This window comes from Microbacterium sp. T3-8, assembly GCF_055398145.1.
In genome coordinates, this window is the sequence record NZ_AP027918.1 from 390,824 (window position 1) to 412,546 (window position 21,723).

Consider the following 21,723-nt stretch of genomic DNA (forward strand, 5'->3'; position numbering starts at 1 on the left):
GGTGATTTCTCCGACGTTGCCGTTTCGGAACACCCCTCTTCTTGTTCTCTTCTCATAAGGGGAGCGGGCGACTGCCGTCCGCTGCAAGGGGAGACATGATCGATGTGGATGGACCGACGCGCTTCGCGACGGATGCTGCGGCAGGGGATGAGAACGACCTCGCCCGTGCGACGAATGCGGGGGAGCGCGGGGCGGCCGATGTGCTGTTCACTCGGAGCATGCCGACTCTGCTGAACCTCTCGCGTGCGATCGCGGGGCGAGCGATGGAGGCGGAGGAACTGCTCTCGGTCGCCCTGCTCGCGACCTGGGAGAAGTGGTCGCAGGGTCGCGGCCCGGTCGAGAACGCCCACGCCTACATCGCGCAGACGATGCGCAATCGTCTGCGCGACGAGATGCGCGCTCCGCGGTCGCGCAACGTCGCGCTCGATGACGCCAACGTGCACGAGTTCGCGCACCACGACGAGACCGATCGCATCCACGCGGCGATCGACAACGAGATCGTCGGGGTGGCGTTCGCGCGGTTGTCGGACGAACAGCGGATGCTCCTCACCGAGGTGCTGATCAACGGTCGCAAGCCGCAGGAGGTCGCTCTCGAGCTCGGCCGTTCGTCGGGGCGGGTGAGCTCGGCGGTGTACCGCGCGAAGGCCGCGCTGCGGACCGAGCTGGTGGCCGAGTGCCTTCGGCGGGCGTGCCCCGGGGCGGGGTGCGGCACCGACCAGGAGGGGATCGCTTTGCTGGTGGGTGCGAAGCACACGTGGAATGCCGGTCATCCCGCCGTGGCCGCGGCGCACGAGTGCCCCGGATGCCGGGCGGGCCTGCAGGCCTATGCGGCGCTGCCCGGGGCGCAGTCCGTGACGGTCGCCGCGTGAGCGCTCCGGTCGACGGCACGGACCTCTGAGTCATGTCGTCGTACATCAGCGCCGTCTCCGAAGCGGCGCTCACCGAAGCGCTGGACTCGGGCGACGAGGATGCCGTCGCTGCTGCACTCACCCTGCACGTGTGGCCCTTGCTCAACGCCCACTACGACGCCTTCGAGCAGGCCTTCCGATCACTGCCCGTGACGGTGCGTGCCCGGCACTTCCCCCTCGAAGCGCTCGGGCAGCTCGCGATGGTCGCCGGCTCCCATCGAGCGCGTGAGGTGCTGCTCTTCGACCACCGCCGCGCATCCGCTAAGGAAGCCGGGGGCATCCACTTCGTGCAGTTGCTCGCCGCCCGACTCGCGGGAGACTACGCCGCAGCCACCAGATCGGCCTCGCGCCTCGCGGACTGGAGCCGTGCGGCGTCGGACGAGGGACTCATCGCCGATGGCCCTGCCGCGTTCTTCATGACGCAGAGCGGCTTCACCGATTTGGTGAACGGACGAACCGCGACGGCCGTACGCCGGTTCGGCCTCGCCCGACGGATGGCGACCTCGGCGACGCTGCACGACAGCGAGCGCGATGCGCTCGGGAAGTCGGCGCTCGCACACATCGTGCGCGGATCCCTCAGCAGCGCGCGTCAGGCGCTCGCGCTCGCCGAGGAACTCCCCGTGCGGGCCCCCACGCTCTTCCAGAGATTCTCGGCCAGCACCGAACGTTCCGCGCGAGCGCTGATCGCCGTCGAGCAGCAGGATGACGCGGCATCTGCCCTCGCCGCTCTCACGCTGCTGGAATCTGCCGACGAGCTCTGGCCCTTCAAGCTCCTCGCCCTGGGGCGCGACGCGCTCGCGCGGGAATCCCCGCTCGAGGCGCTCGAGTTCGTCACCGTCTCCCAGGCGACGCAGCTCATCCCCGCGCGCTCGCTCGCGTCGGATATCGTCACGGCGTTGCGGGTCGAAGCGTTGCTCGCGATGGATCAGCCCCTCGCGGCCGCCCGCGCCAGCGAGAACGACGAGACCGGGATCTTCACGCGGCTCGCTCGCATGCGCGTCGCGATCAGATCGGGCGACCGCGAGCGTGCGCGCCGTCTCGGCGCGGCGATCGTCTCGGACCCCGAGGCCACCCCGCATGTGCAGCTCGAGTCGCGCCTGCTGCTCGCCTGGGCCGACGTGCTCGACGACACGTCGCTCAGTTCCGCGACCGCGGCCATGGCCACGGCCTACTCGGCGCAGGGGGGAGTGCGCCAGTTCACCGGCGTGCCCGGTTACGTGGTGGAGGCTCTGCGCGCGCTCGTGAACGACCCCGCCTCGATCCCGAGCCCCGAAGCATCCGCCCTGACGACCGGCCAGTCTCTGCTGCGAAATCCGCTCACGCACCGCGAACGGCACGTGCTGATCGCCGCGTCGAACCATGCGACGCTCGCCGAGATCGCGTCGGAACTGAAGGTGTCGCGCAACACCGTGAAGACCCAGCTCTCGTCGCTGTACCGCAAACTCGGCGTCGGAACGCGAGCGGATGCCGTGGCCGCCGCCACTCGATTGGGGCTGCTCGACACCCCACGGCTCGGAGATCCCGACGGCGTCTGAACCGGCATCCGCCGGCCTGTGACACGGCATCCGCCCCGTCCCGGTGATGTTCCGGGCCGTCGCTCGTCTAGTTAACGATCGCTGGCGCTCTGCGCCGGACGACACATCATCTGGATGGGGAGGAATCGGAATGAGTAACGAGAGAGGACCGCGCGGGGGCGCGGTCGCACAGACATGGGGGCGGCGACTGCGTCGCGCCATCGGTCTCGGTGCTGTGGGCATCCTGGCGAGCTCGGGGCTCGTTCTGGGAGCGGTCGCGCCCGCGAGCGCGGCCGACGGGGACTTCACGCTCGACCTGCAGGCACCGGAGTCGGTGCCAGTCGGTCAGTCGTTCAACTACACGGCGACGCTCGACTTCGAGGGCCCGGCGGCGACGCACAGCGGCGTCGTGCTGACGACGACCATTCCCGAGGGGCTCGCCTTCGAGTCCTGCCCGATCGGCGGATCGTCGCCCATCGCGAGCTGCTCGTTCGATGCGGACACGCGCGCTCTCACGATCACTCTGAACGACACCGACACCGACCCGCTCAGCGTGGCGTACACGGTGCGCCAGCAGCCCTACAACGACCGCTACGAGGGTGAGATCTTTACGACCTCTATCACCGGCACGGGTGGGCCTTCGGGCCCCGTGACGTCCGACCCGGTCGAGACGGTGCTCACCGGCTCGAACCAGTACAACGCGGCGAAGGGTTTCGAGACGCTCACGGGTAGCGACAACCGCACCGTGACCTACAAGTTCAACATCGGCGTCGGCGGTCCCCTCCCCGGGACCTTCGCCTCGCACGCGCAGGAGCTGATCGACACGTTCCCCGCCGGGGTCGAGTTCGTGAGTTCGAACGCCGGAATCGGTTCCTGGGACGTGTCGGCGTTCCCGACCGTCGTGTGGTCGAACGACACCGTGTACTACAGCTTCGGATCGATCGACATGTCGGGCAACGCGATCTCGATCACCGTTCGGTACCCCGAGGAATCGTTCCCGGGCCTGGTGCGCCCGCCCACGAACACGGTCGACCTTCGGACCCAGGACGCGAGCGGCGTCTGGCACGACGGGTCGCCGGCATCGGTGCAGTCGGTTCCCTTCGCCGAAGGGAACGCACCCGGCGTCGCCGCGTCGAAGGAGGTCCTCTTCGGCGGGAGTTCCGCAGGGTTCCTGTCACTCGCGATTCTCATGAAGGGGTCGTACGTCGGGCCGGCGGGAACGCCGAACCTCGACGCCCTCGTCCTGGAGGACTCGGGCGCGGCGGGCAGTGCGAATGCCGCGTGGTTCGAGCACTACAACGTCCTCAACCTCGATGTCGCGTTCAACGGTGTGCTCGCGGCGGCCGACCTTCCGTACACCCTGGAGTACCAGGTCAACGGGTCGCCGACCTGGCGCAGCGTGACGCCGGCGAGCGGCACGGGCACGTCGGCGAGGTACGTCGCCCATGTCGTGGGTTCAGAGGGATGGGATGCGGGTGTCTCGCTGGGACTCGTGGCCGGCGAGACGCTGAGTGGATGGCGCATCGTCGTCGCGCCCGGTGCGGAGACGGTTCCGCTGGCGAGTGAGGTGCAGGTGACCATGGCGGGGCAGCCGGTGTTCCGGTCGATCTCCGAGGGCATCATCGAAGCTCCCGCACCGGCGGGACCGCCGGTCGGACCGGTGGACAACACGCTCAGCGTGCACAATGGCGACAGCTCGATGACGGCCGAGGACGACTACTCCTTCACGCCCGCCGACTCCGTCTACCTGACCACGCGGATCGATGGTCCTTCGTCGATCAGCGTCGGCGGAACCGGAACCTATCGCGCCGGCATCGTCAACCAGAACCCCAGCGAGGTCTACCAGGATTCGGTGATGTCGGTCCTGCTGCCCTGCGGTGTGCTGTACGACTCGACCCAGCAGATCTCTCCCGTGAACCCGCCCACGCTCGGTATCCCGTCGGCGGCCCCGGCGATCGGTTCGGGAGTGACGGTCGATTCGTCGAAGCGCATCACGAACGCTGACGGCTGCGAGCAGCAGGTCGTCGAGTTCACGTTCGACGAGGTGCCGCCGATGCGTGCGCCCGGGGTGGCGAACCACCGCGGCGTCGAGAACACCGGCTGGATGTACGACATCCCGGTCACCGTTCTCGCCGAGGCGTACGACCCGGCCGCGACCACCATCGCGCCGCAGTCGTGGGTGCACACGAACGACACCCGCTTCCTCAGCGTCGCCGATGGCGGCACGGGAGCAGCGACGGTCCCGATGATCGGCTACAACCCGTTCTTCAACACCGATCTGAACGACTTCGACCCCGCGCGCGGCGTCATCGCCTACGCGCAGACGTTGACGACGATCAACACCGCCGGTGGCGTGCTGATCGACAAGCTGTCGTCGGCATCCGTCGATGGACCGTACGCGATCAGCAGCGAGGTGAACGAGGGCGCGTTCTGGCGCATCTTCGTGAGCAATGTGTTGCCGGGCACGGTGTCGGATGCGGTCTACTTCGACCGCCTGCCGAACGTCGCCGACGGCGACGACTTCTCGGTCACGCTCTCGGGTTCGGTCACCGGCATCCCGACGGGCGCGACGGTGGAGTACTCGACCGACGCGACTTCGGCGACCACGGGAACGTGGACGACCGACCCGACCGGCGCCACGGCGTTCCGCGTGCTGGTGCCGACGATGGCGACCGGTGCGAACTTCACGCTGATCGTCCCGACCTCGGTCGATGGCGAGACGGTGGCGGCGCAGTCGGCCGACAACGAGATCTCGGCGACGGCGATCTACAACGGCAACGCGGTGGCGTTCGAGTCGAACCCGGCAGTGGTGACGATCTCGTCGGCACCCGGCATCGGCATCGTGAAGACGACGAACGGCATCGACGTGCCGACCTCGGATGCCGCGCCGGTCGTTCCCCAGGGATCGAACGTGCAGTGGAGCTATGTCGTCACCAACACCGGTAACACGGTGCTGACCGATGTGACCGTTGCCGACATCGGCGGCGCGATCGGGTCTGACGGCGAGGCCGTCGAGGTGTTCGCGCCCGACGGATTCGACGGCGCACTCGCTCCCGGAGAGTCGGTGACGTTCACGGCGAGCGGCATCGCGATCGAGGGTCTCTACGAGAACACCGCGACCGCGACGGGAGTGCCGTCGGACGAGGAGGGCACGCCGATCCCGGATGCGGCACCCGTCGATGCGGCGGACTCGTCGTGGTACACCGGTGGAGCGGTGGGACTCGAGATCGTGAAGCAGGTGTCGCTGAACGAGGACGGCCCCTGGTCGGAGACGGTCACGGCACCGGTCGGCACGATCATCTACTGGAGCATCGCCGTCACCAACACCGGTGAGACGCCGCTGACGAACGTCGTGGTGTCCGACCCGCTGGCGACCTCGTTCGAGGAGACCACGATCGAGACCCTCGCCGTGGGTGAGACGCGGGTGTTCGTGGTCGAGCACGAGCTGACCGAGGGGCTGACGAACGTCGCGACGGCATCCGTCGACATCGATGGCGAGCCGGTCGTCGTGGCCGACGATGCGGCCGCGTCGATCACTCCGGTCGTGCCGTCCGCTCCGGCTCCGCCGGTGCAGGGCCTCGCCATCACCGGTGGCGGGCTCGCGGTCGGGTTCCTGGTGCTCGCACTGGGTCTGATCGCCGCGGGTGCGTTCTTCGTGATCCGCCGACGCCGCACGGCCGAGTAACCCGGTCATCGCCATCAGCGCCCGGACCGCCCTTCAGGGGTGTCCGGGCGCTGATGCGTCCGGGCATCTCGACTGGCTCCGCTATTACCGGTTCCCCTGGTGATGTTCCGGGCCGTCGCTCGTCTAGTTAAGGATCGCTGGCGCTCGGCGCCGGCCGCACACCATCTGGATGGGGAGGAATCGGAATGAGTAACGAGAGAGGACCGCGCGGGGGCGTGGTCGCACGAGGAGGCGCTCGGCGGGCGTTGCTGGCGGGGATGCTGTCGTTCATCCTGGCGGTCACCGGTCTGCTGAGCGTTCCGGCTGCCGCCCAGGCCGCCGATGGCGACTTCACCATCGCGCTGACTACGGAGCCGACGGTCCCGTTCAAGGAGAACTACAACTACACCGCGTCGATCAACTACAGCGGTGTAAGCGCGTCCAACCCGTCAGGTGAGGCGACGCTCCGCACGATCCTTCCCGAGGGGACGGCCTTCGAGTCGGTTCCGTTCGGTGACGGTCAGCCGGTTTCGTCCTACACCTATGACCCGGCGACCCGCGAACTCGTCCTCACCCTTCGCCCTTCGACGGAGCAGCTCGTGAGCGTCGTCTACACGGTGCGCCAGGTCGACAATGCCGAGAAGTACTCTGGCATCACTCTCGACACCTCCATGACCGCCACCGGTGGACCGAGCGGACCGGTGTCGTCGGCTCCCGTCAGCACCGAGGTGGTCTCGGGTAACGACTACTACGCCACCAAGTCGGCGTCGACGGTGAGCGGGAGCGACAACCGCACCGTCACGTACACGTTCGGTGCCGGCTATGCCGGGACCCCCTTCACCTCCCACGCCCAGGAGTTCACGGACGTGTTCCCCGCCGGAACCGTTCTCGTGGGAACCACCGGATCGGGGTGGGACACCAGCGCGTTCCCGACCGCGGTCTTCCGTAGCTCTGCGCTCTACGGCGCCGATGGCGCGACGTTCGGCGCGGGGTCGATCACGGTGAAGTACCCGGCGTCGGTGCCTGCGTGGCAGGTCGGTACGCAGCCTCCGGCCAACACGGTGACCCTGCGCACCGAGGACGCGAACGGTGTCTGGCGAGACCAGTCGCCCGCGACCGCTCAGGGTCCCGCTTTCGCCGAGGGTGAAGCCCCCGGCGTCAACGCGACGAAGTCGGCTCCGCCGACGAGCAGCGCCGGCCTGCGCACCCATTACACACAGACCACCGGCGCCTACAACGGCCCGGATGGCACGGCGGATGCCCCCGAGCTGGTGCTCACCGACAGCGGAGCGGTGGGCGCGGGTTCGAACGCGTGGTATCACCACAACGACGTCATGCAGCTCCTGATCGAGTTCGACCCGAGTCTTGTTGCGCGCAACTTGCCCTACAAGATCGAGTACCAGACCAACTGGTCGTCGTCGTGGAACGACTACACCTCGTTCAACACCGCGCCGACGACCGCGAACACCAAGGTTCTCTCGGTCGCCAACGTCGGTTCGACGAACGTCGGCGGCACGGATCAACTCCTGCTTCCTGTCGGCGAGGTGCTCACCGGATGGCGGGTTACCCTGGCCCCCGGGGCAGAGACGGTTCCGGTCGGCTCCGAGGTGCGCGTGCGTATCGGCTCGCAGCCGGTCTTCCGCGACATCGCCGACGGTATCTTCGAGGCTCCGGCTGCCGCAGGCGTCAGCCCGGGCGTGCTCACGAACACGCTCGAGGTGGCGGCGGGCGGAATGAGCAGTACCGCGAGCACGAACTTCACCCCTGTCGACTCGGTGCACCTCACCACCCACATCGAGGCGCCCAGCTCGCTCTCGGTAGGCGGGTCTGGGGTGTTCACGGCGGGAATCGTGAACGAGAATCCGTCCGAGACCTACGAGGACTCCGTCATGAACGTGCTGCTGCCGTGCGGTGTGGTCTACGACCCCTCGGTCGGCATCACCCCCCTCCCGATCCGGGCGGTCGACGTCGGCGTGCCCGCAGCTCCCACCGTGGGTGCGGGCGTCACTGTCGACACGTCGAAGCGAATCATCGACGAAGACGGCTGCGAGCAGCAGGTCATCTCGTTCACCTTCGATACGATCGCGCCGATGCGCGCCCCGGGCGCCGCGAAGAACGGCGAAGTCGGTACCGGGGGGTGGCAGTACCAGATCCCCGTCACGGCCCTCGCTCAGGCCTACGACCCGACCGACATCATCGTCACGGCATCGTCGAACGTGCACTCGGCGGACCCGCGCTTCATCTCGACGGCGGAAGGGGGAACGGGGGTCGCCACAGTGCCGATGCTCGGTCACCTGTTCTTCGCTGACGTGCATGACTTCGATCCTCATCGGACGATCATCGCGATCGCCTCGGCGAACACCTCGGTCAATGCGGCGGGTGGTTTGCTGATCTCCAAGCTCTCGAGTGCCGCCGCGGCGGGTCCGTGGGCTCTCGACTCGGAGGTGAGCACGGCGTCGTTCTGGCAGATCTTCGTCAACAACATCCTGCCGAACCCCGTGACGGACGTCGTTCTCTTCGACAAACTGCCGAGCGTCGCCGACGGTGACGACTTCGACACGCGCCTCACGAGTGCCGTCACCGGTGCTCCCGCGGGTGCGGTCATCGAGTACTCGACCGATGCGACCAGCGCGACGACGGGAACATGGACCGCGAACCCCGTGGGGGCGACGGCCTTCCGCGTGGTCGCCGGAACCCTCTCCAACGGTGCGACGTTCACGCTGACGGTGCCGACGGAGAACCTCGGTGATCTGTCTTACGGCCAGCGTGACACGAACACTCTGTCGGCCACCGGCACGTACAACGGGAACCCCGTGCAGTTCGGCTCGAACGAGGCGGCTGTGACCGTTCTCGCGACGCCGAACTTCTCGCTCGTGAAGAAGACGAACGGGGTCGAGTACGACGCCGCACCGGGTGCCCTCGTGGCGGCCGGGTCGACCGTGACGTGGACCTACGAGGTCACGAACACGGGCGACGCGCCTCTCGACGACATCGCGGTGTCGGATGCCTTCACCGATGGCTCCGGAACGACGGGTACGTTGACCCCGACGAGCGAGGCCGACGGTCCGCTCCTGCCGGGTGAGACGCGCACCTTCGAAGCGACGGGGACCGCGGTCTCCGGTCAGTACCAGAACACCGCCACGGCCACCGCGACCGCGGTCGACGACGAGGGTGCGGCTCTGCCGCAGCAGCCCGCGCCGCAGATCGACGACTCCTGGTACCTGGCGGGCGAGTCGGGCCTGTCGATCGTCAAGACGACGAACGGCGAAGAGGTCACCTCGGCTCCGGGTCTCTGGCTCACGCCGGGCAGTGACGTCGAGTGGGCGTACACGGTCACGAACACCGGGCAGCTTCCGCTGATCGACGTGCTCGTCACCGACGTCGACTCCGAGGGCACGCTCGTGTTCGAAGACGTCATCGATCGCCTCGAGCCGGGCGAGAGCGTCACGCTCACGGCCTCGGGAACCGCGATCGTCGGCCAATACCGCAACACGGTGACGGCCGAGGCATCCGATCCCGCCGGCGAGGGAACGCTCGTCGCCGCCGATGACTCGTGGTACTTCGGCGTCGAGTCCGGTCTCGCGGTCGACAAGCTCGTTTCGGCTGCCGAGAACGGGCCCTGGACCGAGACCGTCGAGGTCGCGTCGGGGGCTGCGACGTACTGGCAGCTCACGGTCACCAACACGGGAAACTCGCCCCTGACCGACGTGGTTCTCAACGACCCGAAGCTCGACCAGTCGATCACCGTCGGTGATCTGCTGCCGGGTGAGGCGGCTGTTGTGGTGCTCGAGCTGGAGCGCACGACGCAGAACATCGAGAACGTCGTCACCGCGGCCGGTGCCGATCCGCTCGGCGGCGCGGTGACCGACTCCGACGACGCGTCGGCGACGGTGATCGTTCAGGGCCTCGCCATCACCGGTGGCGGGCTCGCGGTCGGATTCCTGGTGTTCGCACTGGGTCTGATCGCCGCGGGTGCGTTCTTCGTGATCCGCCGACGCCGCACGGCCGAGTAGCCGGCGGCTGACGCCCTGAGAGCGCCCGGGCATCCCTTGAGAGAGCGGATGCCCGGGCGCTCCGTCGTGGACGGAATGGCTTGCACATGAGTTCCGCTGAATACCCGTTCAGCGGTAAAGAAGTATTCAGTTGCATATATCTCCGGAACCCCAGTAGCCTCCGAGACGACGGTGCGTCAGATTCTCTGCGTTCATCCGTTGTCACTTATGCGTCGGCTACCCGGGCCGACCTGGTCGGCCACCCTGCCGACCGAGGGGAGGGGCGCCGTCGTGCGCCCGGAGATGAGGAAACCGATGGGGGAGTACACGAAAGACGCGCGCTCGACGCGCAGACGAAAGACTCGCGGACTGGGGATCGCCACGGTCCTCGGCGCCGCAGCGGCGGTGGCTCTGTCACCGCTGGCGGCCTCGGCCGCACCGACGCCCGACGCCGGCCCGACGATCGGGGGCGCGACCGTGAGCGACACCGTGATCGGTGTGCGGTTCACGGACGTCTCGGCCGACCTCGGACCGTCGTACGCGCTCGGCGACGACGGCAACGCCTACGCCTGGGGCCTCAACTCGCTGGGACAGCTCGGCGACGGCACCACCACGAACCGCCTTACCCCGGTTCGGGTGGCGGCGCCCGCCGGCGTGACCTTCACCGAGGTCGCGGGCGGTGAGGGCTTCGCGATCGCCCTCGACCCCACCGGTCAGGCCTACTCATGGGGACAGGGTCCCTACGGCCAGCTCGGTGACGGCGACACGCAGAGCCGCACCGCGCCGGTCGCGGTGCAGATGCCCGCGGGCATCACCTTCACCGATGTCGATGCGGGCTCGTACCACTCGCTCGCCGTCGGTTCCGACGGCCTTCTCTACGGCTGGGGCTACAACGGGCAGGGGCGCATCGGCGACGGCACCACCACCCAGCGGACCGCTCCGGTGCAGCTTCCCACCCCGGCGGGCGTGACCTTCACCACCGTCGACGCGGGGAGCACGTACTCGCTGGCCCTCGCGAGTGACGGATCGATCTACGCCTGGGGCCAGAACTACTCCGGCACACTCGGCGACGGCACGCAGAACGACCGGGCGACCCCTGCTCTCGTGCAGACACCCGCTGGCGTGACCTTTACGCAGATCTCGGCGGGCAACAGCCACGCGCTGGCACTCGCCTCCACCGGCGAGGTCTACGCCTGGGGATCGAACCTCGGCGGACCGATCGGCACCGGCGACACCTCGGGCGACCCCGTGCTCACCCCCGCGATCAGCGCGATCCCCGCGGGGGTGACGATCGCGCAGATCAGCGCGGGTTCGTCGTACTCCCTGGCTCTCGACAGCAGCGGTCAGCTCTATTCGTGGGGCGCCAACGACAACGGCACGCTCGGCACCGGCACCACGACCGGCCGTTACGTTCCGGGTCTCGCGCAGCTGCCCGCAGGAGTGACGTTCACCTCGATCGACGCCGGCTCGCAGCACGCGCTCGCCACCGGCTCCGAGGGCAAGACGTACTCCTGGGGCGTCAACAGCATCGGCATGCTCGGCGACGGAACCAGCCAGAACCGCCGCGCCCCGGGGCTCGTGCGCACGCAGGTCACCGTCACCGGCGTGACCTTCGACGGCATCCCCGGCACCGACCTCGTGCAGAGCGACGGCGCCTGGAGCGTCACGACACCCGCGTACTGCGGACCGTCCGACGTGGCCGTCTCGTACACGCAGTTCGGCGTCGCGGCATCCGTGGTCTTCGATGACGGCTATGTCTTCGGCTCCGCCCCGACGATCACCGAGAGCCCCACGCCCTCGGTCGTGGTGGCCGGTCAGTCGGCGACGCTGACGGCCGCGGCCGACGGCGACGACGCACCGACTGTGCAGTGGCAGCAGGCGCTCACGGCGGGAGGCCCGTGGGAGGACATCGTGGGGCAGGCCTCGACCTCGATCACGGTGAACCCCACCGACACGACGTACTACCGCGCCGTGTTCACCAACTGCCTGGGCCAGGCGATCACCGAGCAGGCGACCATCAGCCTGCGCGCCTCGACCGGCGACCCGGGAACAGGCGACCCGGGAACCGAGAACCCCGGAACGGAGAACCCCGGAACGGACGATCCCGGCACCGAGAATCCCGGCACCGATGAGCCCGGTACCGAGAACCCGGCGGGCGGCGGCAGCAGCGCGCCCGGCGCGGGTGCGAGCTCGAACGGCAGCGCCTCGGCGGACGCGACCCTCGCGCTCACCGGTGGCGGAGCGCCCTGGGCTCCGATCGCGATCGGCGGGGGACTGCTCCTCGTCGGTGCGGCCGGAATGCTCCTGCGCGGGAGGCGGTTGGTCTGACGACCGCACGCGTCGAATCGGCGGCACCGGATGACCGGTGCCGCCGATTCGCGTTGGTCCCGGGCGGGCGGGAGTGCAGGACAATGATGATCGGGGAGGTCGTCAGATGGCAGTACGGGCACGGCAGCGCACGATCGATCCGGCGATCCTGCGCGAATACGCGGAGGACGACCGGCTCAGCGCGGCCGCCAACGCGGGCGATCGCGCGGCCGCCGGCATGTTCCTGCTCCGCAACCAGCGGATGCTTCTCACCACCGCGCGCCGACTCGCCACCAGCGGTATCGACCCCGACGACCTGCTCGCCGATGCCCTCGTCGGCCTGCTCTCGCTCTGGAAGAGCGGCACCGGACCGAAGGAGAAGGCGGGGGCGTACGTGATCCGCTCCATGCGCAACCGCATGATCGACGAGTTCCGCTCGCCGCGCTCTCGCGTGCTGCCGCTCGTCGATACCGAAGACAACCTGCCGACGGTGATGCAGGACACGCGGCACATCGAGCTCGACACCGAGTACCGTCGCGTGCGCACAGCGCTGCTGCTGCTTCCCGACGATCAGCAGCAGGTGCTGCGCGCCACGATCATCGACGGACGCAAACCCGCCGAGCTGGAGGATGAGCTCGGGCGGCCGGCGTCGTCGATCTACGCCCTCAGTCTGCGCGCCCGCAAGGGACTGCGCCGCGCCATGCTCCGGGTGATCCTCGAAGAGGACGATCCGCCCGCCGAGTGTCGTCACGCGGCCACGAGACTCCCCCCGGTGGTCACCGAAGACGTCGACGACGCCGCGGACTCGACCGGCATGGAGCACATCCGCGACTGCCCCCGTTGCCGCGCCGCGTGGGGTCGATTCGGCACCACGGCCACGCTGCTCGGCGTCGCCACCGTGCTGCTGATCGGCAACATCGTGCTCGGCCCCACCAGCGCCGAGGCATCCGAGGAGCCCACGAGCGACGCGGAACCATCGGCCGAGTCGCCGTCAGCCGGATCACCGTCGGTCGGATCGAGCGCGCCGAGCGTGAGGGGTGGGGCCGCGGCATCCGTCTGGCAGGTACTGGGCAACATCTGGCCGGTGCTCGCGATCGTCACGGGTCTCGGCATCCTGGGCGTGGTCGCTGTGCCGCCCGTGATCGAGCAGATCGCCGCCCCGGCGCCGATCGTCTCCGAACTCGTCGTCACCTCCGACATCACCGGGCAGGGCACGGCGACTCTCGCCGTCTCGCTCACCGGGCGCGAGGAGTCGTCGACCGTCTCTCTCACCCTGCCCGAGGGGCTCGCGGTGGTCGCGGCCCCGACCGGGTGGGAATGCCGGCCGACGGATGCCGCGCTCGTCTGCACGGTCGAGGGGCAGCCGGACGGCCTGTTCGTGCTCAGCGACGACCGGGCCGAACAGGTCGGCGACTACCGCCTCGAGGTCTCGGCCGTCATCGGCGACCAGACCCTCACCGGCAGCGCCTGGGGCCAGATCGGTCCCGATTCGCAGACCGTCCGCGCGTCGATCGACTGAGCGCGGCGTCTACGTGCCGAACGGATGCCTGTCAACGGGCATCCGTTCCCGGCCCGTCGCGGGCACGCTGGAATCCTCACGACCGACGACGAGAGGAGCACGACATGTCGAATCCCGAGGGTCTCATCAACTCCTTCGGTGCCGAGGAATCGGCGATCCGCCCCGAGGAGGAAGACCTGATCGCGGAGGAGCACGCCGAATCCGACGACGAGGTGTCTGCGGAGGAGCGCATCGCCGGCCAGGACGCGATCGGCGGCGGCGTCAACACCGATCCCGACCTCGGACTCGCGAGCTCGCCGTCGGACATCTCGGCCGCCGACCTTTCCGACGGCACCTCATGAGCGGGTCGGACTCGAGCGCCGACATGCCGACCGGAGCCGAGGCCGAGGAGCGCATCGCGGAGCTGCTGGAGCAAAGACAAAGCGACGGAGTCGGGGTGGACGACGTACCCGCGGGTGGCGGCGGTGCCGACTCCGGCGCGGCCGGCGCAGTGGGGGTCGACGACGACACGGATGCTGCGGCATCCGCCGACGCCGATTCTTACGACTCCGCGCATAACGACGAGCCGGGGGTCGGCAACCGCCGCCCGTGACGCCGCCCGTGACCTCGCGGGTGGGCGGGCACGGCCTCAGGCCGCTGACGGGTGCAGGACGACCTTGATGCAGCCGTCCTCCTTCTTCTGGAACATGCTGTACAGCCCGGGCGCATCCTCGAGCGGAGCGTGATGGGTCGTCAGGTCCATCACCCCGAGCGGATCGGCGGCGTCCTCCACCAGCGGCATGATGTCGTCGATCCAGCGCTTGACGTTGCACTGCCCCATACGCAGGCTGATCTGCTTGTCGAACAGCGTCTTCATGGGCATGATGTCGGCGTCTCCCGCGTAGACACCGCTGAGCGAGACCGTTCCCCCGCGACGCACCGCGTCGATCGATGCGTACACGGCGGCGAGGCGATCGATGCCTGCCTTGTCGAGCAACTGGCGCGCGGCGGCATCGGGGAGCAGCCCCACCGCCTTCTGCACGAACTCCACTCCGGCGTTGCCGTGCGCCTCGAGACCGACGGCATCCACCACTCCGTCCGCGCCGCGGCCCTCGGTGAGGTCGCGCAGCTCTTCGACGATCGTGTCGGTGAGATCGAAGGTGTCGATGCCGTGACGCTCGGCCATCGCGCGGCGTTCCGGAACGGGATCGACGGCGAGCACCCGGTAGCCGCGGTGCCGACCGATGCGAGCGACGAACTGACCGACGGGGCCGAGCCCCATCACCGCGAGCGTGCCGCCCTCGGGCACCTCGGCGTACTCCACGCCCTGCCATGCGGTGGGGAGGATGTCGCTGAGGAAGAGGTAGCGCTCGTCGGGGAGGTCGACGCCGATCGGGATGTGGTTGTAATCGGCCAGGGGTACCCGCAGGTACTCCGCCTGTCCGCCCGGAACCTGGCCGTAGAGCTTGGTGTAGCCGAAGAGCGCCGCCCCGCTGCCGTACTCGCGCACCTGCGTGGTCTCGCACTGCGACTGGAACCCGTGCGTGCACATGAAGCACTCGCCGCAGGAGATGTTGAACGGGATGACCACCCGGTCGCCGACCTTGAGCTTCGTCACGCCCGCGCCGACCTCGACGACGACCCCCATCGGCTCGTGGCCGAGCACGTCGCCGCGGTCGATGAACGGTCCGAGCAGCTCGTACAGGTGGAGGTCGGACCCGCAGATCGCCGAGGACGTGATGCGGATGACGGCATCCGTCGGTTCCTGGATGACGGGGTCGGGCACCTCCTCGACCGTCACGTTACGGGTGCCCTGCCAGGTGAGTGCCTTCATCGTGTGCTCCGATCCGTGGGTGTCGTCCCACCGTCGTCGCGGTCGACGACGCCGGCATACCCGGTTGACAGGCCCCGGTGAGGGTGCTTCGAGGGTGCGCGCAATACGCTGGTCGGGTGCTCACCGGTCTCAGTGCTTTTCCGCTCACCCCGATCACCGACGACCGGGTCGATCTCGCCGCCTACGGCGGACTGATCGACCGTCTTGCCGATGCGGGGGTCGATTCCATCGGCGCGCTCGGCTCGACAGGGTCGTACGCCTATCTCGACCGGCAGGAGCGTCGGGCCGTGGCCGTCGCCAGCGTCGAACACTCCCGGGGGATCCCGGTGGTGGTCGGAGTGGGCGCGACGCGCACCTCGCACGTGCAGGCGCTCGCCGATGACGCGCAGGATGCCGGGGCGTCCGCCGTGCTCCTCGCCCCGGTGAGCTATCAGCCCCTCACCGACGACGACGTCTTCGGGCTGTACGCCGACGTGACCGCGGGCCTCTCGGTGCCGCTCGTCGTCTACGACAACCCCGGCACGACCCGGTTCACGTTCTCGCTCGACCTGTACGCGCGGATCGCGGAGCTCCCGCAGGTCGCGGCGATCAAGATCCCACCGGTCGGAGGGGTCGACGCGTCTCGGGCCCGTGTCGCGGAGATCCGCGCAGTCGTGCCGGAGCACGTGCGCATCGGCATCTCGGGCGACGGGGTCGCGGCGGCCGGCCTGCTCGGCGGGTGCGACACGTGGTTCACCGCGGTCGGGGGCACGCTGCCGCAGTCGATGCTCGCGATCGCGCGCCCCGCGCTCGCCGGAGAAGAGGTGGCGCTGACGGAATCCGCCCGCCTGCAACCGCTCTGGGACCTCTTCGCCGTGCACGGAAGCGCGCGTGTCACCGCGACGATCGCCGAGCATCTCGGCCTGGTCGCCGCCCCCTCGCTGCCCCGGCCCCTGCGCGGACTCGACGGCGTGGATCGCGCGCGAGTGGTCGCCGTGGTGGAGGAGCTGGGGCTGCGCGACTGAGCCGCGTGCGGCGGCCCTTCGTCTCGTCACTGCGCTCCTCGCTCAGGAGCCGGGTTCCTGAGCGGGCGCAGGGAGACGAAGGGCCGCCCCTCGACCCGGGTTACTCGGCCGCGGCCCGGCGGCGGCGGGCGACGACGAGCGTCGTTCCTCCGGCGGCGAGCAGGATGCCGAGGGCCAGAGCGCCGAGCGCGAGCTGTCCGCCGGTCGTGGCGAGCCCGTCGGGATCGGCGGCACCGCCACCGGTGCCCGGAGTCGTGCCCTCCCCCGCGCCGGGGTCGGTGCCCTCACCCGTCCCGGGGTCGGTACCCGGATCCGTCCCCGGGCTCCCGCTCTCGACGAGTCCGTCGATCGCCGCGCGCAGTGTCTCCGTTGCACGCGCGATGGTCGCGGCATCCGTACCGAGGTCACCGGCCACGGCCCGCGCCTCGACGAGAGCCGACTGCAGAGCCGCGAAGCTCGCCGTCGTCCACCCGTCCGCCGTGATGGCAGCCGCCTCGGCGATCGTCTGCTCGAGAGCGGTCGCATCGGCGAGGCGCACCGTGATGTCGAACGTCTCGCTGCGGGTCTCGCCACGATCCGTGAACGTCACCGTGACGGTGCGGACACCGGCCGACGAGGCGTCGAAGCCCGTGACCGTCACGAGCGGGGTCACGTGGAGCGTCGATCCGTCGGCGTACGAGGCGATGACCGCCAGGCCGTCGTCGTCGAACGCGTCGCCCACCAGGTACGCGCTCTTGGCCGGGGCCGTGAGGGCGATCGCATCGAGCGCCGCCACCGCCGGAGCGTTCGCGGCGAAGGTGTTGTACTCGCCGCGCACCCCCAGCACATCGGCGATGTTCTCGGCGATCGTGCGCTTCGTGCCGTCGTCGGCCGCCGGGGCTCCGAACGAGAACAGCTGGAACACGTCGTTGATCGCGATGTGGCCCGACTCGGCGATGACGCGTCCGTCGGCGTTGTGCGAGGCGGCGTAGGTCGCTCCCGAGCTGTAGACCGCGAGCGTGCGGCGCATGACCGACGCGCTCGTGATCACCGTGTACGACGAGTCGCCGCGCGCGCTGAGTGCGAGCATGGCGTGCTGCGCTCCCTGCACCAGGCTCGACGAGGTGTCGACGACGACGATGCGGTCGGCCGCGACGCCGTTGGCGAGCAACCAGGTGCGCTGCGCACCGGCCTCGGTGATGCCGTTGCGCGCGGCTCCGCCGACCACGGTGACCGTCGATCCGGGGTTCGCGGTGAGCGCCTCGACCGCGATGCGCAGACGCGCGAGCGACGTCTCGGTGAGCGAACCGTCGTCGTTCAGCTGCGAGCCGGGCACGATGAAGGTGTGACCCTTCGCCGGGACCTCGGCCACGGCATCCGCGAACTCGGTCATCGTCAGCGCACCGTTCCACCGCTCGGCCAGGTCGGCGAGACGGTCGGCGTACTCGGGCGAGAACGCCCGGATCTGCGAGACGACGCGCAGGGCGTCGACCGCGTCGCCGAGGCGCTGCGCGTTGACGAAGCGGCCGACGAGCTGGCGCTGCACGCCGTTGTAGGCGTCGGTCTCCACGTTCACGCCCCACACCTTCGCGACGTTCTGCGTGATCGAGTCGCGCTCCGAGATCGAGGGCGGGTTCTCGGACGTGCGGTTGTCCATGTACGCGAGGTTCGCGACCGAGACGGGAGCGGATGCCGTGCCATGACGCAGCTGCGCCGACAGCGCCGCCGCCTCGAACACGACCGTCGCGCGACGGAGGTGCGAGGCGCTCGACACCAGCGTGTAGCTGGTGATCGACGGGTCGGCCACGAGCATCTCCATGGTGTTGATGCCATTGGTCGGGGTGTCGGTCGCCGCATTCTCGAAGATGATGCGGTCTTCGGAGATCCCCTGGCCGAGCAGCCAGGCGCGCATGACGCCGGCCTCTGTCTGGCCGTTGCGCACGACGCCGCCGGTGACGACGATGCGGGAGTTCGGGTAGGCGTCGAGACCGGCTTTCGCCTGCTCGAGACGACGGATGAGCTCGGGCTGAGCCGTGCCGTCGTTGTTCAGCGCGTAGCCGAGGATGATGAAGACGTGGCCCTGCTGCGGGATTCCCGCGGGCACCGTCTCGTTGATGCGGAACGCCGTGTTCGCGGCATCCCACGTCTCGATGAGCTGCGACCACGCGGCCGAGAGCGCGGGCGAGGTGTCGCCCATGCGCGCGGCCGACAAAGCGGCATCGGCGGTGAGGTTGTTGCGCATCTGGCTGATCGCGCGCGGCACGAAGGCGTCGGCCACGGCGGCATCCGGTGCGGTCACGACATCGACGGGCTCGGCGACGGCACGGAGCACGGGGCGCTTGGCCTCGTCGCTCCACTGCCAGACGGTGTCGAAGTCCCAGCCGAGCGCGGTGAAGGTCGCGGCCTCCTGCAGCTCGCGGGCGGTCTTCGGTGCGCCCTGCAGGTTGTCGGCCGACCCGCCGTTCACGGCCCAGCCGTTGACGGTGATCGTGTTCAGGGCGAGGTTGTCGCGCAGCGTCGGGTTGCCGACGCCGACCAGGCGCGCGGCGTTGCCGCTCGTACCCTGCACGGCGCCCGCGAGCGCGACGTTGCCGGTGATCTGCGCGCCGCCGTTGCCGACACCCGCGATGGATCCGACGTTCGCGTACGCCGCGGTGACGGTGACGGTCGTGTAGTTGTCGCGCACGATCGCCGAGCTGTCGTTCCACGCGGTGATGCCGCCGGTCTCCCACTGCCCCGACGCGCGGCCGGTGCTGTAGGTGTTCGTGACGGTGCCCCAGTTGTTCGACACGATGACGCCGCTGCGGTGCCCGCCGGTGACGACGCCGCCCCGCACGAACACCTGGTCGATGGTGCCGTAGTTGTTCGCGGCGACGACCGCCGCACTGGCGTCGACGGTGAGACGCGAGACAGGGTTCACGAAACCGAGTCCGCGGATCGTGCCGTTGTTCTGCGCGACGAAGCCCTGGTTGTTGGCGGTGACGATCTCGAGGCCGGTGATGACGTGGCCGTTGCCGCGCAGTTCGCCGGTGAACACGGGGACCGGCGTCCAGCGCGCGGTCATCGTGATGTCGGCGGTGAGTTCGAACGTGCCGTCCGGGTGCTGGCGCAGCAGGTCGAGGTCGGCCTCCGATGAGATCGTGTAGACCTGCTCGGCGAGCACGGTGATGCCGGCCGTCGCGGCGACGGTGTCATCGGCGCGCAGCAGAGCGATCGTGCGGGTGCCGGTGCGGGCGTCCGCCGGGATGACGACCTTGCCCGAGACCGAGCCGCCGGTCGTGGCGCGGAAGGAGCCGAGCACGGTCGCGCGGTCGTCGTCGAACACGACACGGTAGTCGGCACCGGCGTCGAGCCCGGACGCCGCGAACGCGAGCGTCGTCGAGACCTCGACCGTGTCGCCGTCGGGCAGCACGAGCACGGCGGCGCCGTCGGCGCCGATCACGGTCGGGGCGGTGCCGGTCGCGATGACCTCGACGTCGCCCGCGTCATCGACCTCGACGGTCGCGGTCATCGCCGCGGCCAGATCGATGCGCTGCCACGAGCCGGTCGGAGTGCCGGTGCGGTCGAGCGGGTAGCCCGGTTCGATCTGCGTCTGGGCGAGCACCTCGGTGCGCTGCGCGTCGGTCAGCGTCGGGTAGGTGCTGCGCAGCAGAGCGGATGCCGTCGCCGGAACGGAGGGAGCGAGATCGGTCGGGCCGGTCTGCGCGAAGCCGTAGGTGAGGCGCTCCTGGAATGCTGTGATCGCCGAGGCGCGATCGGTCACGACCTGCGCCGTGCCGCCGGGAACCGCGGCGCCGGCGAACGGATCGTTCTGGAACGGCGTGCCGGTGGCGGCGCAGGCGGCGAGGTCGTCGCCGCAGTTCGTCTCGAGGTACGCGACGAGTTCGTCGCGGGCGGGGTCGATGACGTCGCGGCGGTAGGCGGCATCCGTCCATCGCTCGGCGACGAGCGCCTGACCGGCGATGCGGCCGCCCATCACGTCGAGGGGGTAGTGCATCCCCAGCACGATGCGGTTGGTGCCCATCTCGCTGACGCGCGAGAGGATGCCGGGGGCGAGCTCGGGCACGAGGGTCGCGAGGGTGAGGCCGGCGAGGTAGGAGTTGGTGGTGTGGCCCGAGGGGAACGAGGCGCTGGCGCAGTAGCCGCCGTAGCCGACACCGACGGTGCGCGGGTCGGTGAAGACGCCCGAGGAGTCGGTCGTCTCGGGAACCTGCTCGATGCTCAGGCTTCCATTCGCCTCGGTGTAGGCGGTGCCGGTGCGGATGCCGGCGAGCGACGACGCGTTGTAGGTGTTCGCGTCGCAGGCCACGCCGGTGGTCGCCGGGTCGGTCGCGAGGAACGGACGCGGGTAGTTGAACGCGACCTTCGCGGCGTCGGTGTCGGCGTACCCGGCCATGCTGTTCATGAGCTCGCGGGTCTTGGGCAACTGCCCGCCGCGCAGGCCGTTGATGTAGATCGGCTGCAGGGTCGAGCCGAGACCGGTGCCCACGAGCAGCGCGGCGTCGTAGTTCGCGTCCTGCAGGGCCTTCAGCTGCTGCGCTTCGGTGGCGTGGTTGTTGATCCACACCGTGAGTTCGTCATTGTGGGCGGCTGCCGCGGCGTTCGCCACCTCGCCGTCCATCGTGCCTCGGCCGTCGGAGTGCCAGATGGCGTCGTAGCCGCCGAGGATGTCGAGGGAGTCGGGGCGTGTGCCATCGCTCGGGTAGGTCGCGGCGGTCGCCGACAACGGGGTCGCCAGGGCGACGAGGGTGGCGGCCAACGCGGCGGTGAGAACCTTCGCCGAGCGCGACCGTATCGGTTGCTTCATGAGGGATGCGTCTCCAGGGTGAGGGATGCGCGTCGGGGCACGCGCGACCTGGGGACACTAGCGGTGGCGGGGTAATCGTTCGGGTGAACGGGTGCTGGTTTCGGGGCCCGCCGGGTGAACGGTCACCTATAGGATCTTCGAAATCACCCTGGTCGTGCGGGAATCCCGAAGGCGTTGCACAATTCACCGAGAGTTCGGATTGCGGGCGCGGTGTGC

Annotated in this window: 11 protein-coding genes; 9 read left to right on the forward strand and 2 right to left on the reverse strand. The window is 69.4% G+C overall.

Annotated elements, in window-relative coordinates; genetic code table 11:
* Positions 1-95: 95 nt before the first annotated feature.
* The 8 genes from ACZ5Y9_RS01895 (at position 96) to ACZ5Y9_RS01930 (ending at position 14,496) form a co-directional block, all read left to right on the forward strand.
* Positions 96-869, forward strand: coding sequence for an RNA polymerase sigma factor (locus tag ACZ5Y9_RS01895; protein WP_247623978.1), 774 nt, complete (start codon positions 96-98; stop codon positions 867-869).
* A gap of 32 nt (positions 870-901) precedes the next feature.
* Positions 902-2,443: a helix-turn-helix transcriptional regulator gene (locus ACZ5Y9_RS01900; protein WP_464472108.1), complete on the forward strand. Its 1,542-nt coding sequence runs from the start codon at positions 902-904 to the stop codon at positions 2,441-2,443.
* Positions 2,444-2,573: 130 nt separating this feature from the next.
* Positions 2,574-6,107 carry a DUF7507 domain-containing protein gene (locus tag ACZ5Y9_RS01905; protein WP_464472109.1) on the forward strand — a complete coding sequence of 1,178 codons (3,534 nt, stop codon included), beginning with the start codon at positions 2,574-2,576 and terminating at the stop codon, positions 6,105-6,107.
* Between the two features lie 185 nt (positions 6,108-6,292).
* Positions 6,293-10,099, forward strand: coding sequence for a DUF7507 domain-containing protein (locus ACZ5Y9_RS01910; protein ID WP_464472110.1), 3,807 nt, complete (start codon positions 6,293-6,295; stop codon positions 10,097-10,099).
* A 294-nt stretch (positions 10,100-10,393) separates the two neighbouring features.
* Complete coding sequence (locus ACZ5Y9_RS01915) at positions 10,394-12,406, forward strand: RCC1 domain-containing protein (protein WP_464472111.1); 2,013 nt, start codon at positions 10,394-10,396, stop codon at positions 12,404-12,406.
* Between the two features lie 106 nt (positions 12,407-12,512).
* Entirely contained in the window at positions 12,513-13,904 is a 1,392-nt protein-coding gene (locus ACZ5Y9_RS01920) for a sigma-70 family RNA polymerase sigma factor (RefSeq protein ID WP_464472112.1), read from the forward strand.
* Positions 13,905-14,008: 104 nt separating this feature from the next.
* Positions 14,009-14,245, forward strand: a complete 237-nt coding sequence (locus ACZ5Y9_RS01925) for a hypothetical protein (RefSeq protein ID WP_464472113.1) — start codon at positions 14,009-14,011, stop codon at positions 14,243-14,245.
* Entirely contained in the window at positions 14,242-14,496 is a 255-nt protein-coding gene (locus ACZ5Y9_RS01930; protein ID WP_247623972.1) for a hypothetical protein, read from the forward strand. The genes ACZ5Y9_RS01925 and ACZ5Y9_RS01930 overlap by 4 nt, the downstream gene beginning before the upstream one ends.
* Positions 14,497-14,532: 36 nt before the next feature.
* Here the strand turns inward: ACZ5Y9_RS01930 and ACZ5Y9_RS01935 are convergent, their stop codons facing one another.
* Positions 14,533-15,717, reverse strand: coding sequence for an alcohol dehydrogenase catalytic domain-containing protein (locus ACZ5Y9_RS01935; protein ID WP_464472114.1), 1,185 nt, complete (start codon positions 15,715-15,717; stop codon positions 14,533-14,535).
* Positions 15,718-15,833: 116 nt separating this feature from the next.
* Between ACZ5Y9_RS01935 and ACZ5Y9_RS01940 the strand changes: the two genes are divergently transcribed.
* The gene (locus tag ACZ5Y9_RS01940; protein WP_464472115.1) at positions 15,834-16,721 is read left to right on the forward strand and encodes a dihydrodipicolinate synthase family protein; all 888 of its coding nucleotides are present in this window, start codon (positions 15,834-15,836) and stop codon (positions 16,719-16,721) included.
* A gap of 100 nt (positions 16,722-16,821) precedes the next feature.
* On the opposite strand, the gene ACZ5Y9_RS01945 is transcribed toward ACZ5Y9_RS01940, so the two are convergent.
* Positions 16,822-21,507 carry an ElyC/SanA/YdcF family protein gene (locus ACZ5Y9_RS01945; protein WP_464472116.1) on the reverse strand — a complete coding sequence of 1,562 codons (4,686 nt, stop codon included), beginning with the start codon at positions 21,505-21,507 and terminating at the stop codon, positions 16,822-16,824.
* Positions 21,508-21,723 lie beyond the last annotated feature (216 nt).